The 13296-nt window shown below is 69.6% G+C and carries 12 protein-coding genes; 6 read left to right on the top strand and 6 right to left on the bottom strand.

Annotated elements, in window-relative coordinates; genetic code table 11:
* Nucleotides 1-12: 12 nt before the first annotated feature.
* The 5 genes from ACEZDG_RS06870 to ACEZDG_RS06890 all read right to left on the bottom strand — a co-directional run bounded on the left by ACEZDG_RS06870 (nucleotide 13) and on the right by ACEZDG_RS06890 (nucleotide 6816).
* Nucleotides 13-1308, bottom strand: coding sequence for an ABC transporter permease (locus ACEZDG_RS06870; RefSeq protein ID WP_380503949.1), 1296 nt, complete (start codon nucleotides 1306-1308; stop codon nucleotides 13-15).
* A complete protein-coding gene (locus ACEZDG_RS06875; RefSeq protein ID WP_380503952.1) occupies nucleotides 1305-2669 on the bottom strand; it encodes an ABC transporter permease in 1365 nt (454 codons plus the stop codon). The genes ACEZDG_RS06870 and ACEZDG_RS06875 overlap by 4 nt, the downstream gene beginning before the upstream one ends.
* A complete protein-coding gene (locus tag ACEZDG_RS06880; protein ID WP_380503955.1) occupies nucleotides 2666-4219 on the bottom strand; it encodes an ABC transporter ATP-binding protein in 1554 nt (517 codons plus the stop codon). The genes ACEZDG_RS06875 and ACEZDG_RS06880 overlap by 4 nt, the downstream gene beginning before the upstream one ends.
* A gap of 120 nt (nucleotides 4220-4339) precedes the next feature.
* Complete coding sequence (locus ACEZDG_RS06885) at nucleotides 4340-5440, bottom strand: BMP family lipoprotein (RefSeq protein WP_380503958.1); 1101 nt, start codon at nucleotides 5438-5440, stop codon at nucleotides 4340-4342.
* 179 nt (nucleotides 5441-5619) lie between these two features.
* Entirely contained in the window at nucleotides 5620-6816 is a 1197-nt protein-coding gene (locus ACEZDG_RS06890; protein WP_380503961.1) for an amidohydrolase, read from the bottom strand.
* Nucleotides 6817-7052: 236 nt separating this feature from the next.
* Between ACEZDG_RS06890 and ACEZDG_RS06895 the strand changes: the two genes are divergently transcribed.
* The 6 genes from ACEZDG_RS06895 (at nucleotide 7053) to ACEZDG_RS06920 (ending at nucleotide 12297) form a co-directional block, all read left to right on the top strand.
* Nucleotides 7053-7811 (top strand): SDR family NAD(P)-dependent oxidoreductase, encoded by a 759-nt coding sequence (locus ACEZDG_RS06895; RefSeq protein ID WP_380503964.1) that lies wholly within the window; start codon nucleotides 7053-7055, stop codon nucleotides 7809-7811.
* Nucleotides 7812-8136: 325 nt separating this feature from the next.
* Nucleotides 8137-8643, top strand: a complete 507-nt coding sequence (locus ACEZDG_RS06900) for a 2-oxo-4-hydroxy-4-carboxy-5-ureidoimidazoline decarboxylase (protein ID WP_380503967.1) — start codon at nucleotides 8137-8139, stop codon at nucleotides 8641-8643.
* A 232-nt stretch (nucleotides 8644-8875) separates the two neighbouring features.
* Nucleotides 8876-9253: a succinate dehydrogenase, cytochrome b556 subunit gene (sdhC, locus tag ACEZDG_RS06905; RefSeq protein ID WP_380503970.1), complete on the top strand. Its 378-nt coding sequence runs from the start codon at nucleotides 8876-8878 to the stop codon at nucleotides 9251-9253.
* An 8-nt stretch (nucleotides 9254-9261) separates the two neighbouring features.
* Nucleotides 9262-9732 carry a succinate dehydrogenase hydrophobic membrane anchor subunit gene (locus ACEZDG_RS06910; RefSeq protein ID WP_380503973.1) on the top strand — a complete coding sequence of 157 codons (471 nt, stop codon included), beginning with the start codon at nucleotides 9262-9264 and terminating at the stop codon, nucleotides 9730-9732.
* A gap of 25 nt (nucleotides 9733-9757) precedes the next feature.
* Nucleotides 9758-11512, top strand: a complete 1755-nt coding sequence (gene sdhA, locus ACEZDG_RS06915; RefSeq protein WP_380503976.1) for a succinate dehydrogenase flavoprotein subunit — start codon at nucleotides 9758-9760, stop codon at nucleotides 11510-11512.
* On the top strand, nucleotides 11512-12297 hold the full coding sequence (locus tag ACEZDG_RS06920) for a succinate dehydrogenase iron-sulfur subunit (protein ID WP_380503979.1): 786 nt from the start codon (nucleotides 11512-11514) through the stop codon (nucleotides 12295-12297). Before sdhA ends, ACEZDG_RS06920 begins: the two co-directional genes overlap by 1 nt.
* 63 nt (nucleotides 12298-12360) lie before the next feature.
* Here the strand turns inward: ACEZDG_RS06920 and ACEZDG_RS06925 are convergent, their stop codons facing one another.
* Nucleotides 12361-13152, bottom strand: a complete 792-nt coding sequence (locus tag ACEZDG_RS06925) for a hypothetical protein (protein WP_380503981.1) — start codon at nucleotides 13150-13152, stop codon at nucleotides 12361-12363.
* Nucleotides 13153-13296 lie beyond the last annotated feature (144 nt).

Raw genomic sequence — 13296 nt, forward strand, 5'->3', positions numbered from 1 at the left:
GCGGAGTTCGGTTCAGCCCTTGACGTACGGCTTGCCCGACGCCGCCGGCGGCCTGGCCAGGCCGCCGAGCGCGGCGACCACGAAGATGGTCACCAGGTACGGGGCCATCGACAGGAACGCGCCGGGGATCGGGGTGCCCAGCGAGGACAGCGCCAGGTTCAGCTCGGTGGCGAAGCCGAACAGCACCGCCGCGCCGAGGGCGCCGAGCGGCGACCAGCGGCCGACGATCAGGGCCGCGATGGCGATGTAGCCCTTGCCGTCGCTCATGTCCTTGCCGAACTGGCTGTCCAGACCGAGGGTCAGCCAGACGCCGCCGAGGCCGGAGAGCAGGCCCGCGGTGATCACATTGCGGTAGCGCAGCCCGATCACCTTGATGCCCACCGTGTCGGCCGCGGTCGGGTGCTCGCCGACCGCCCGGGTGCGCAGGCCCCAGCGGGTGCGGAAGAGCAGGAACCAGACGATCGGCACCAGCAGGTACGTGGCGTAGAACAGGATGTTCTGGTTGAACAGCGCCTCGCCGACGATCGGGATCGAGGACAGCCCGGGAATGGAGATCGCGGAGAAGCCGGGCGGGGTGTTGTAGGTGGCGCCGTCGGTGGACATCAGCCGGTCGTAGAGGAAGCCGGTGATGCCGGAGGCGAGCAGGTTGAGCACCACGCCGAGGACGACCTGCTCGATCAGGTAGCGGTTGGCGAACACCGCGAGCAGCGAGCACATCAGCGCGCCGCCCAGGCAGCCGGCGATCAGCCCGGCCCAGACCGAATGGGTCATCGACGCGGTCAGCGCGGCGGAGAAGGCGCCGAAGAGGAACTGGCCCTCCACCGCGATGTTGACCACGCCGGAGCGCTCGCAGAGCAGCGCGCTGAGCGAGCCGAGCACCAGCGGCACCGCGGCGATCGCGGTCTGCTCGATGATCGAGGGAACGTTCATCCCGATGCCGGAGCCGGCCGCGGCCCAGATCAGGAAGGCCAGCACGATCGAGCCGAAGTAGCCCGCCGCCAGCCAGCGCTGGGTCTTCGCGGAGATCGGGGCGAACGCCCGGACCAGGCCGCAGATGATGGCGACGGCGGTCAGCGCGATGGCCACCGGCTGGGCCGGGGCCGAGATCGAGCCGGGGCCGCTGCCGGCCGGGTCGAGCTTGAGCACGAACAGGGTGTGCGCGTCGTGCGCGGTGCGTGAGCCGAGGCCGAAGGCCCACAGTCCGTAGAGGCCGACGACGGCCTGGGCGATCCCGCCGATCAGCTTGGACCGGTCGGTCTTGACCACGAGGGGGCCCGTCGTGCGGGGCTCGGTGGTAGCGGTGGTCATGCCTGGCCTCCAGCAGAGGTCGCGTGGAAGGGGTCGGGGCTCACCGGGGGCGGCGGCGCCGGGCTCTTGTCGACGTCCACCCTGGTCTCCCGGAGCCGGAAGATCTCCTTCACCAGCCGGGGGGCCGCGACAAAGATGACGATCATGGCCTGGACCACGGTGATGATCTCGATCGAGACCTGGGCCTGGGTCTGCATCAGCGCGCCGCCGGCCTGGAGGGCGCCGAACAGCAGGGCCGCCCAGACCACGCCCCAGGGCTTGGTGCGTCCGAGCAGGGCCACGGTGATCGCGGTGAAGCCGAGGCCGGCGTCGATGTTGGGGGCGATCGCGTTGTTGTTGGGGTTCGCCAGGCCGATGGTCTGGGTCACACCGATCATGCCCATCAGCGCACCGGAGATCAGCATCGAGGCGATCTGCACCCGGGCGACGTTGATGCCGGCGGTCCGGGCGGCGCTCGGGGTCAGCCCGACCGCCCGCACCTCGAAGCCGAGCTTGGAGCGGTTGAAGAACCAGGCCGTCAGGAAGGTCGCGGCCAGCGCCAGCAGCAGCCCGAAGTCGGTGTTGAGGCCGGAGCCGAACAGGTGCGGCAGCACCGCGTCCGGGTCGGCCTCCTTGGAGATCGCCTGTCCCGCGTTCTTGGTGCTGTGGAACACCGAGGTGTTCAGCAGCCAGCCGCCGAGCAGCAGGTAGGCGACGTAGTTGAGCATGATGGTGACGATGACCTCGTGCGCCCCGCGCTTGGCCTTGAGCCAGCCGACCACACCGCCGTAGAGCAGCCCGCCGACCAGTCCGGCCACGACCGTGACGACCAGGTGCAGCACACCGGGCAGCGAGGTCCAGGAGAAGGCCACGTACGAGGTGAAGATCGCCCCGATGATGGTCTGGCCCTGGCCGCCGATGTTGAACATCCCGGCCCGGAAGGCGACCGAGATGCCGAGGCCGCCGAAGATCAGCGGGGTGGCGTACTCCAGGGTGTTGGTGATCGGCCCGAAGAACTGGGACGGGGTCCCGGCCAGCGTCCCGGGGTCGAAGATCGCACCCTTGAACAGCGAGGAGTAGGCGCTGGAGATGTTGTCCCAGGCCGAGGAGAGGAAGTCGCCGGGGTCGGCGAAGAAGTACGCGGCCTTGTCCATGGTCGCGGTGTTCGACAGCACGATCAGCACCGCGCCGACGACCAGCGAGAGCACGATCGCCAGGGTGGTGACCAGGGCGCTGTTCTCGGCGGTGAAGACATTGCGCAGCACGGTGCCGAGGCTGCGGTCCTGGCCGGGGTCGGCAGGCTTCGCGGGGCCGGGTTCGGCGGCGGCGGGCTGTTCCGGCGCTGGGGGCTTCTCGGTCTGGTCCGGGTCCGGCGTGGTCATGAGGTCGCCTCCTCCGTCCTGGTCGTGGCGGTGTCGTTGGAGGTGATGCCAGCCATGAGCAGGCCGATCTCTTCCCGTGAGGTGCTCGGCGGCACGGTGGCGACGATCTTTCCGCGGTACATCACGGCGACCTTGTCGGCGAGCGCGAGGACCTCGTCCAGCTCGGTGGAGACGACCACGACCGGTCGGCCCTGGTCCCGTTCGGCGACGATCCGCTTGTGGATGAACTCCATCGCGCCGACGTCCACACCGCGGGTGGGCTGCGAGGCGACCAGCAGCCGCAGCGGCCGGGAGAGCTCGCGGGCCACCACCACCTTCTGCTGGTTGCCGCCGGACAGCTTCCCGGCCGGGTGGGTCGGCTCGGTGGGCCGGATGTCGAACTCCTGGATCCGGTGCCGGGCGTTCTTCTCGATCTCGCCGAGGTTCAGCGAGAGCCCCTTGCCGAACGGCGCCGAGGTGTAGAGGTCCAGCACCAGGTTCTCGGCGACGGTGAACTCGCCGACCACGCCGTCGTGGCCGCGGTCCTCGGGGATGAAGCCGACCCCGGCGTTCAGGGTCTGCCGCGGCGTCAGGCCGACCAGGCCCGTGCCGTCCAGGGTGATCGTCCCGGACTCGACCGGGGCCAGGCCGATGATCGCCTCGGCCAGCTCGGACTGCCCGTTGCCCTGCACCCCGGCGATGCCGAGGATCTCGCCGTCGCGGACGGTGAAGGAGACGTCGTCCACGGCGGCGTTCCCGTGCTGGTCCCTGACCGTGAGGTGCTCGACCTGGAACGAGGCGGCGCCGGGGGTGTTCGGCTGCTTGTCGACCACGAGCTGCACCGAGCGGCCGACCATCAGCGAGGCCAGCTCCTGCTCGCTGGAGGAGGGGGACGCCTCGCCGACGACCGCGCCGCGCCGGATCACGGTGATCCGGTCGGCGATCGCCTTGACCTCTTTGAGCTTGTGGGTGATGAAGACGATCGACTTCCCGGCCTCGCGGAGCGAGTTCATGACCGTGAAGAGGTCCTCGATCTCCTGCGGGGTGAGCACCGCGGTGGGCTCGTCCAGGATCAGCGTCTGGGCGTCGCGGACCAGGGCCTTGACGATCTCCACCCGCTGCTGCACGCCGACCGGGAGGTCCTCGACCAGCGCGTCCGGGTTGACCGGCAGCCCGTAGCGCTCGGAGACCTCGCGCACGTGGTTCCTGGCCCGGCGGCGGTCGAGCAGCCCGAGCGGGCCGCGCTTGGCGCCGAACTCGGACTCGTCGCCCAGGATCACGTTCTCGGCCACGGTGAACACCGGGACCAGCATGAAGTGCTGGTGCACCATGCCGATGCCGTTGGCGATCGCGTCGCGCGGGCTGCCGATGGTCTTGGCGACGCCGTCGACCAGGACCGCGCCCTCGTCCGGCTGGTGCAGCCCGTAGAGGACGTTCATCAGCGTGGACTTGCCGGCGCCGTTCTCACCCAGCAGGCAGTGGATCTCGCCGGGTTCGACGGTCAGGTCGATGTGGTCGTTGGCGACCAGCGAACCGAATCGCTTGGTGATACCGCGCAATTCCAGACGCACTAGTGAACACACCCCTCACGCCGCGCAGCAGTGTCGGTCGGCGAAAGCTATCGAGGTCTTGTCTGACAGGGAACAAGGCGGGCGCACCGGAACGTGCGCCCGCCTCGGTGGACTCCGGGGTCAGCCCGCGGCGGGCTGGCTCTTCGAGGTGATCTTGATGGCGCCGCTGATGATGTCGGCCTTGACCGTGCCCAGCTCGGTGGTCAGCGCGGCCGGGACCTTGGACTCGAAGTCGTGGTACGGGGCCAGACCGGTGCCGTTGTTGGCCAGGGTGCCGATGTACGGGGCCGAGGAGAAGGTGCCCTTGGCGGCGTTGGTGACGGACGTGGTGACCGCGCTGGCGATGCCCTTGGTCACCGAGGTCATGATGACCGGGCCGTAGGCGGCGTTGGACAGGAAGCCGTCGTCGTCGACCCAGATCGCGTTGAGCTTGCCGCCGCTGGCCTTGGCCTGGGCGAGCGCGCCGATGCCGGTGCCGCCGGCCACCGGGAAGACGATGTCCGCGCCCTGCGACTGGAAGGTCGCGGCGATCTGCTTGCCGCCGGCCTGGTCGGTGAAGCTCTGGGTCGGGTCGAAGGTGCCGGCCTGCTTGGTCTCGTCCCAGCCGAGCACCTGGACCTTGGTGTTGTGCTTCTGGTTGTAGTACTGCACGCCCTCCCAGAAGCCGTCCATGTAGACGGTGACGGTCGGGTACTTGGCGCCGCCGAAGGTGGCGACCTTGCCGGTCTTGGTCATCCCCGCGGCGAAGTAGCCGCCGAGGAAGGCGCCCTGCGCGGTGTTGAACTCAAGGCCCTGGACCTGGGACGGCGAGGAGGCGTTGTCCACGATCGCGTACTGCTGGTTCGGGTTCTTCTTCGCCGAGGCGACGGTCGCGTCGTCCATGGCGAAGCCGACGGTGACGATCAGCTTGCAGCCGGCCGAGACGAAGCCGGCGATGTTGCTGGCGTAGTCGTTCTCGGTGGCCGAGGTGGCGTTCTGCACCGCGATGCCCGGGTCGGCCTTGGCCGCGTCCTGCATGCCGGCCCAGGACTCGGCGTTGAACGAGTGGTCGTCAAGACCGCCGGTGTCGGTGACCATACAGGCCTTGAACGCGGCGGCCTGACTGGCGCTCGCGCTGCTGCTCGAGGTCGCTCCAGTGGTCGACACCGGCTTCGACCCGCAGGCCGAAGCGGTCAGGGCGACCACTGCCGAGATCGCTACGAGCGCGAGGGGCTTCTTCATCGATTCCTCCTGATTAAGAGCCGACGTCCCAGAGCTCGGTTGCGGCGAGCCACGGCCGGATTGAAGGCGACGTTAACGCGCGTAGAACACGATTGTGTTACGTACACGCTGGCGTTATCAGATCGTCGCAAACAGTCCTTGCGGACCCGGCGGAACCGGGCCGACGTCCGCCCTTGGAATCAGTCCAGGGCGAGCGCGGCGAACAGCTCCACCCCCACCGCGATCGCGTCCTCGTCCGCGTCGAAGGTGCCCTGGTGCAGGTCGCGGGAGCCGGTCTCGTCCGGGGCCCGGACGCCGAGCCGGGCCAGAGCGCCGGGGGCGAGTTCCAGGTACCAGGAGAAGTCCTCGCCGCCGAGGCTCTGCTCGGTGCCCTCGACCCGGCCGGGGCCGAAGCACTGCTCCATCGCGCCGGCGATCAGCCCCACCGAGACCGCCTCGTTGACCACCGGCGGCACCCCGCGGTGGTAGTCCAGCACCCACTTGGCCCGGTAGGTCTCGGCGATCTGGCCGACCAGCTCCTCGACCGCGCCGGGCGCCTCGCGCCAGCCGTCCAGCTCCAGGCAGCGGACCGTCCCCTCCAGCTCCGCGCGCTGCGGGATGACATTGGCGGCCGAGCCGCCGGCGATCCGGCCCCAGACCAGGCTGACGCCCCAGCGCGGGTCCATCCGCCGGCCGAGCGCGCCGGGCAGCTCGGCGGCGAGCTTGGCCACCGCCATCACCAGGTCGGTGGTCAGGTGCGGCCGGGCGGTGTGGCCGCCGGGGCCGTCCAGGGAGATCGCCAGCTTGTCGCAGGCGGAGGTGATCGCACCGGTCTTGAGCCCGATCCGGCCGGTCTCGACCTTGGGGTCGCAGTGCACCGCGAAGATCCGCTCGACCCGCTCCATCCCGCCCGCCTTGATCACGTCGAGCGCGCCGCCGGGCATGATCTCCTCGGCCGGCTGGAAGATCAGCCGCACCGCCCGGGTCAGCCGTCCGGCCGCCCTCGCCTCGGCGAGCAGCAGGGCCAGGCCCAGCACCACGGTGGTGTGCACATCGTGTCCGCAGGCATGCGCCCGGCCCGGGACGGTCGAGCGGTAGGGGACGCTGTCGGGCTTGGCGTCCTCGATCGGCAGCGCGTCGATGTCCGCCCGAAAGGCCAGCAGCGGAGTGTCGGCGGGAGCGCCCTCGGGCAGGATGTCGCAGATCAGCCCGGTACCGCCGGGCAGCACCCGGCCCTGCAGCCCGGCCTGTTCCAACCGCGCCAGCAGCAGCGCGGTGGTCCGCAGCTCCTGCCGGCCGAGCTCGGGGTGCATGTGCAGATCGCGGCGGATCCCGATCAGCTCGGGCAGCAGCGCCTGCACCCGGCCACGCCTGGACGTATCAACAGACTGGTTCACCCCCACAAGCCTACGGCCCTGGGGCGGTTGGGGCAGGGGATTCTCGGAACCGGTACCGCTGGAAGGGGAGAAAATCCCCCGCTCGGCGCATGGGCTCGGCGCGGACGGGTATGACACTGAGTTATCTCCCTCCCGGCAGGGTCCGGACAACCCCTCAACGAGCGCCTGCCCGCGGGGTCACGGCACACGCCTACGATGATCCCGGCAGGGAGCCGAGAGCGGACGGAGCGCGGGTCATGACAGGTCAGTCCAGCAACAGGGTCGCCGTGGTCACCGGGGCGAGCAGCGGCATCGGGGCGGCGACCGCGCGGCGGCTCGCCGCCGAGGGGTACCGGGTGGTGCTGGCCGCCCGCCGGGCCGACCGGATCGAGGCGCTGGCCAAGGAGATCGGCCCGGCCGCGACCGCCCACCCGCTGGACGTCACCGACCGGGCCGCGGTGGACGCCTTCGCGGCCTCGCTGGACCGGGTGGACGTGCTGGTCAACAACGCCGGCGGGGCCTTCGGCGCGGACAGCGTGGAGGCCGGCGACCCGGCCGACTGGCTCGACATGTACCAGGTCAATGTGATGGGCGTGCTGCACGTCACCCAGGCGCTGCTGCCCGCGCTGCGGGCGAGCGGGGAGGGCACCGTGCTGGTGCTCTCCTCCACCGCGGCCTTCGTCCCCTACGAGGGCGGCGGCGGTTATGTCGCGGCCAAGGCCGGGGCGCACGCCATCGCCGGGACGCTCCGGCTGGAGCTGGTCGCCGAGCCGATCCGGGTGATCGAGATCGCCCCCGGCATGGTCAGGACCGACGAGTTCGCGCTCACCCGCTTCGACGGCGACGCCGAGAAGGCCGCCAAGGTCTACGCCGGGGTGGCCGAACCGCTGACGGCGGAGGACGTGGCCGACAGCATCGCCTGGGCGGTCACCCGTCCGGCCCATGTGAACGTCGACCTGCTGGTGCTGCGCCCGCGGGCCCAGGCCGCCGCGCACAAGGTGCACCGGGAGCACTGAACCAACGCCTTGTCGAAACCGTCACGTCATTCGGCGGTAAGGGTCTCGACTTGATAGCCAATTCGAGTGAATGCTTATCCCGGGGGGGGACGGACCCCGAGACTGGCACGTGCCTTGTGCCGCAAGGTCTCTGAGCCCGTGTTCACTCCTGCGGGACCTGCCTGCCCTTGGAAACCCGTGGAACCGGAACTGTCACCACGCCGTCGCAGCCTCCACACAACCCCCGGAGCGCCTCGGTGAACTCCCGATAGCCTCACAACCGCGCGAGCCTGCCCTTACATGCTCGACCGAGGAGGACCCGCTGACCAGTGACATTCCGGCGCAGGTGCGTACAACCGGCGCATCGGGCCTGCGACGCTTCAACGACGCCTCCCTCGGTGCCGCCGAGGAGGCCCTGCTGGCCTGCTGCGGCAGCCGCCGCTGGGCCCTGCGGCTGGCGCTGCACCGCCCCTACCCCACCGTCCCCTCGCTGCTGGCCGCGGCCAGTGAGGCCTCCTACGACCTGTCCTTCGCCGATCTGACGGAGGCTCTGGCGGACGAGAGCTGCATGCCGCAGCCGCTGCTGGGGATGCGGGCGCCCGGCAGCAACGCCGCGCACACCGCGCTGCGGGCGGCGCACGCCGCCTACGAGGCGCGTTTCGGCCATGTGTTCGTGGTCTTCCTGGACGACTGCCCGCCGGAGGAGATGCTGGACCGGGTGCTGGCGAGCCTGCGGGCCCGGCTCGGCAACGACCCGGACGAGGAGCGCAGCACCGCGGCCGAGGAACTGCGCCGGATCGCCCTCAGCCGGCTGGAGCACCTGGTCGCGTCTCACGCCTCGGCGGCGACGTGAGACGGCCGGGGTGATCTCCCCCACATCCGCTGACCTGGTCCTGGACAGGAGGGCTGTACAGGAGCTCCGGTGATTACGCCGGGCAGGGCTGTTTGATCATCCGGTGGACCCCCGGCGGGCTGAGTGCCCTCCGGCGTGGCTACGATGGCCGGGGCCGGTGGACCATAACCCGGCCGGGCCGACCGACGCTGACGCCGGACGAGCCCCCGCCCCGCTTCCGGAGGGTTGTTCCGTGCCGGCTGGAACGCTGTACCGCGGCCGGGAAGGCATGTGGTCGTGGGTGGCTCATCGAGTCACCGGCGTCCTCATCTTCTTCTTCCTGTTCGCCCACGTCCTCGACACCGCTCTTGTCCGGGTCTCCCCACAGGCCTACAACAGCACCATCGCGACGTACAAGACCTGGCCCGTCAACCTGATGGAGTACGGCCTCACCGCCGCCATCCTGTTCCACGCGCTGAACGGCCTCCGGGTCATCGCGGTGGACTTCTGGGCGAGGGGTCCGAAGTACCAGCGGCAGATGCTGTGGACCGTGGTGACGGTGTGGGTGCTCTGCATGGCGGGTGCCTTCTACCCGATCCTGCAGGCGACCCTTCGCGACTGGTTCGGGTGAGGCGAGAGATGGCAATCGAGACCGACAGCATCGAGCTCGTGGACGGCGGTCCGGTCGCGGACCCCTCGGCCTTCCTGATCGAGCCGCCGCGGACCCGTACCAAGCGCAACAACGGACGCAAGTCCCGGACCAACTTCGAGATGCTGGCCTGGCTGTTCATGCGCCTGTCCGGCATCGTCCTGGTGTTCCTGGTGCTGGGTCACCTGATCATCCAACTGGTGCTGGACGGCGGTGTCAGCAAGATCAGCTTCGCCTTCGTGGCGGGCCGCTGGGCCTCCCCGTTCTGGCAGGGCTGGGACCTGCTGATGCTGTGGCTGGCCATGCTCCACGGCGCCAACGGCATGCGCACGGTCATCAACGACTACGCCGAGCGCGACACCACCCGGCTCTGGTTGAAGGTCCTGCTGGTGACCGCCACGGTGTTCACCGTGCTGCTGGGCACCCTGGTGATCTTCACCTTCGACCCGAACATCAGCTGACGCGGACGGACGAGGCAGCACTGACATGCAGGTACACAAGTACGACACCGTCATCGTCGGCGCCGGCGGCGCCGGAATGCGCGCGGCCATCGAGTCGACCAAGCGCAGCCGCACCGCCGTGCTGACCAAGCTCTACCCCACCCGGTCCCACACCGGCGCGGCCCAGGGCGGCATGGCCGCCGCCCTCGCCAACGTCGAGGAGGACAACTGGGAGTGGCACACCTTCGACACCGTCAAGGGCGGTGACTACCTGGTCGACCAGGACGCCGCCGAGATCCTGGCGAAGGAGGCCATCGACGCGGTCCTCGACCTGGAGAAGATGGGCCTCCCGTTCAACCGCACCCCCGAGGGCAGGATCGACCAGCGCCGCTTCGGCGGCCACACCCGCGACCACGGCAAGGCGGCCGTCCGCCGCTCCTGCTACGCCGCGGACCGCACCGGCCACATGATCCTGCAGACGCTCTATCAGAACTGCGTCAAGGAGGGTGTGGAGTTCTTCAACGAGTTCTACGTCCTGGACCTGCTGCTGGCCGAGGTCGACGGGGTCAAGCGGACCGCCGGCGTGGTCGCCTACGAGCTGGCCACCGGTGAGATCCACGTCTTCCAGGCGAAGGCCGTGATCTTCGCCTCGGGCGGCAACGGCAAGTTCTTCAAGGTGACCTCCAACGCGCACACGCTGACCGGTGACGGCCAGGCCGCCGCCTTCCGGCGCGGGCTGCCGCTTGAGGACATGGAGTTCTTCCAGTTCCACCCGACGGGCATCTGGCGGATGGGCATCCTGCTGACGGAGGGCGCCCGCGGTGAGGGCGGCATCCTCCGCAACAAGGACGGCGAGCGCTTCATGGAGAAGTACGCGCCGGTGATGAAGGACCTCGCCTCCCGCGACGTGGTCTCCCGGGCCATCTACACCGAGATCCGCGAGGGCCGCGGCTGCGGCCTGGACGGCGACCACGTGTACCTGGACCTGACCCACCTGCCGCCGGAGCAGCTGGACGCCAAGCTCCCGGACATCACCGAGTTCGCCCGGACCTACCTCGGCATCGAGCCCTACACCGACCCGATCCCGATCCAGCCCACCGCGCACTACGCCATGGGCGGCATCCCCACCAACGTCCAGGGCGAGGTGCTGCTCGACAACACCACCGTGGTGCCGGGCCTGTACGCGGCCGGCGAGGTGGCCTGCGTGTCGGTGCACGGCGCCAACCGCCTCGGCACCAACTCGCTGCTGGACATCAACGTCTTCGGCCGCCGGGCCGGCATCGCCGCCGCGGACTACTCGCAGACCGCCGAGTACGTCGAGCTGCCCGAGGACCCGGCCGCCCAGGTGGTGGCCCAGCTGGAGCGGATCCGCAGCGGCAACGGCACCGAGCGGGTCTCGGACATCCGCAGCGAGCTGCAGCAGACCATGGACACCAACTCGATGGTCTACCGCACCGAGTCGACCCTGAAGCAGGCGGTGGCGGACATCGCCGCGCTGAAGGAGCGCTACAAGCACATCTCGGTGATGGACAAGGGCAAGCGCTACAACACCGACCTGCTCGAGGCCGTGGAGCTGGGCAACCTGCTCGACCTGGCCGAGGTCACCGCGGTGTCCGGGCTCGCCCGGAAGGAGTCGCGCGGCGGCCACTTCCGCGAGGACTACCCGACCCGCGACGACGTCAACTTCATGCAGCACACCATGGCGTACCGCGAGGTGGACGCCGACGGCAAGGACAGCATCCGCCTGGACTACAAGCCGGTCGTGGTGACCCGCTACCAGCCGATGGAGCGTAAGTACTGATGAGCACCCCCACGATCGAGAGCACCTCCGCGCACCACTCCGCCGGTCTGGACGCGGCCGAGTCCGGCAAGGTCGAGCTGATCACCATCACCCTGCGGATCCGCCGGTTCAACCCGGAGGAGCACCCCGACGCGGTGTGGGTGGACTACCAGCTCACCGTGGACCCGAAGATCCGCGTCCTGGACGCGATCAACACGGTCAAGTGGGAGCAGGACGGCACCCTGACGTACCGTCGCTCCTGCGCCCACGGGGTCTGCGGCTCGGACGCCATGCGGATCAACGGCAAGAACCGGCTGGCCTGCAAGACCCTGATCAAGGACGTCAACCCGGCCAAGCCGATCACGATCGAGCCCATCAAGGGCCTCACGGTCCTGAAGGACCTGGTCGTGGACATGGACCCGTTCTTCCAGGCCTACCGCGACGTGATGCCGTTCCTGATCACCAAGGGGAACGAGCCCACCCGCGAGCGGATCCAGTCCGAGGAGGACGTGCAGCGCTTCGAGGACACCACCAAGTGCATCCTCTGCGCCGCCTGCACCACGTCCTGCCCGGTGTTCTGGAACGACGGCCAGTACTTCGGCCCGGCCGCCATCGTCAACGCGCACCGGTTCATCTTCGACTCGCGTGACGAGGGCGCCGAGCAGCGGCTCGAGATCCTCAACGACCGGGACGGGGTGTGGCGCTGCCGCACCACGTTCAACTGCACCGACGCCTGCCCGCGCGGCATCGAGGTCACCAAGGCGATCCAGGAAGTGAAGCGGGCGCTGGTCACCCGCCGCTTCTAGAACCCGGCACAGCGAAAGGCCGGCCGCTCCTCCGAGCGGCCGGCCTTCTGCGTTGCGTGCGGACTACTTCAGGCCGACCCAGGTCTGGGCCGAGGAGGCGGCACCGCTGGTGCTGTTGCCGCCGTAGACGTAGCGCCAGCTGCCGCTGGTGCTGTCCTTGACGGTGGCGCTCAGCGCGCCGGTCCTGCTGGACTTGACCAGCTTGACCGTGGTCCAGGTCTTGGCGCCGGTCTTCCGGAACTCCAGCCGCGCGGTCTGCGCGCCGTAGCCCTGGTAGACGCGCTTGTCCCAGTTGACCCGGTTGAGCCGGCCGGTGACCGTCAGCTTGCCGCCCTTGTGCACCCGGGTCGCGGAGACCTTGGAGCTCAGGGTGTCGGCACGCTTCCAGTTGAAGGTGGTCGCCTGCGCGTTGAAGGTGCTGCTGCCGTCGTTGGCCACGACCAGGACCGCGACGCCCCAGGTGCCCGCCAGCAGGTTCGGCGGCAGCTGGGACGGCTTGGTGATGTTCTCGGTCTCGCTGATCCCCGCCGTCTGCGTGGTGGCGGTGTGGGACTTCACCTTCAGCAGGTCGTCGGAGGCGTCCGCCCTGAGGTCCGCGAGGGTGGGGACCGCGTGCTCCTGCTTGGAGAGGGCGAGCGGGTAGGGCTCGGCGTAGATGGCCTTGATGCCCTTGGCGTCCTTGGCCGTGACGGTCACCCCGAGGGTGATCCTCCCGTGCAGGCCGAGGGTGAACGAGGGTGAGGCGATCTTGGTGATGACCGGCTTGGCCGTCGCCGCGAAGGCGGCGGTCGGCACGGCGACGGCACCGAGCACCAGGGCGCCGGCGAGGGCCGGGGCCGCTATGGAGATGCGCATGTTGCTCCCGTTGTGAAGATCCTGCACTACCTGTCAGGATCTTGTGTGCCAGTTATAGAACACCTGCATGCGGCACCCGCGCACCGGGGCGGCATCCGGGCGTTCTTACCCGGGAGTGGTTCGTACGGCTGTTTCGATTGGGTA

It is taken from the genome of Streptacidiphilus alkalitolerans, from assembly GCF_042511045.1.
In the GTDB taxonomy this organism is placed as follows: domain Bacteria; phylum Actinomycetota; class Actinomycetes; order Streptomycetales; family Streptomycetaceae; genus Streptacidiphilus; species Streptacidiphilus alkalitolerans.

Bases quoted from the DNA above. Each gene is read 5' to 3' on its own strand.
- ACEZDG_RS06870 (WP_380503949.1), bottom strand. From the start codon at position 1,308: ATGACCACCGCTACCACCGAGCCCCGCACGACGGGCCCCCTCGTGGTC.
- ACEZDG_RS06875 (WP_380503952.1), bottom strand. From the start codon at position 2,669: ATGACCACGCCGGACCCGGACCAGACCGAGAAGCCCCCAGCGCCGGAA.
- ACEZDG_RS06885 (WP_380503958.1), bottom strand. From the start codon at position 5,440: ATGAAGAAGCCCCTCGCGCTCGTAGCGATCTCGGCAGTGGTCGCCCTG.
- ACEZDG_RS06895 (WP_380503964.1), top strand. From the start codon at position 7,053: ATGACAGGTCAGTCCAGCAACAGGGTCGCCGTGGTCACCGGGGCGAGC.
- ACEZDG_RS06910 (WP_380503973.1), top strand. From the start codon at position 9,262: ATGGCAATCGAGACCGACAGCATCGAGCTCGTGGACGGCGGTCCGGTC.
- sdhA (WP_380503976.1), top strand. From the start codon at position 9,758: ATGCAGGTACACAAGTACGACACCGTCATCGTCGGCGCCGGCGGCGCC.
- ACEZDG_RS06920 (WP_380503979.1), top strand. From the start codon at position 11,512: ATGAGCACCCCCACGATCGAGAGCACCTCCGCGCACCACTCCGCCGGT.
- ACEZDG_RS06925 (WP_380503981.1), bottom strand. From the start codon at position 13,152: ATGCGCATCTCCATAGCGGCCCCGGCCCTCGCCGGCGCCCTGGTGCTC.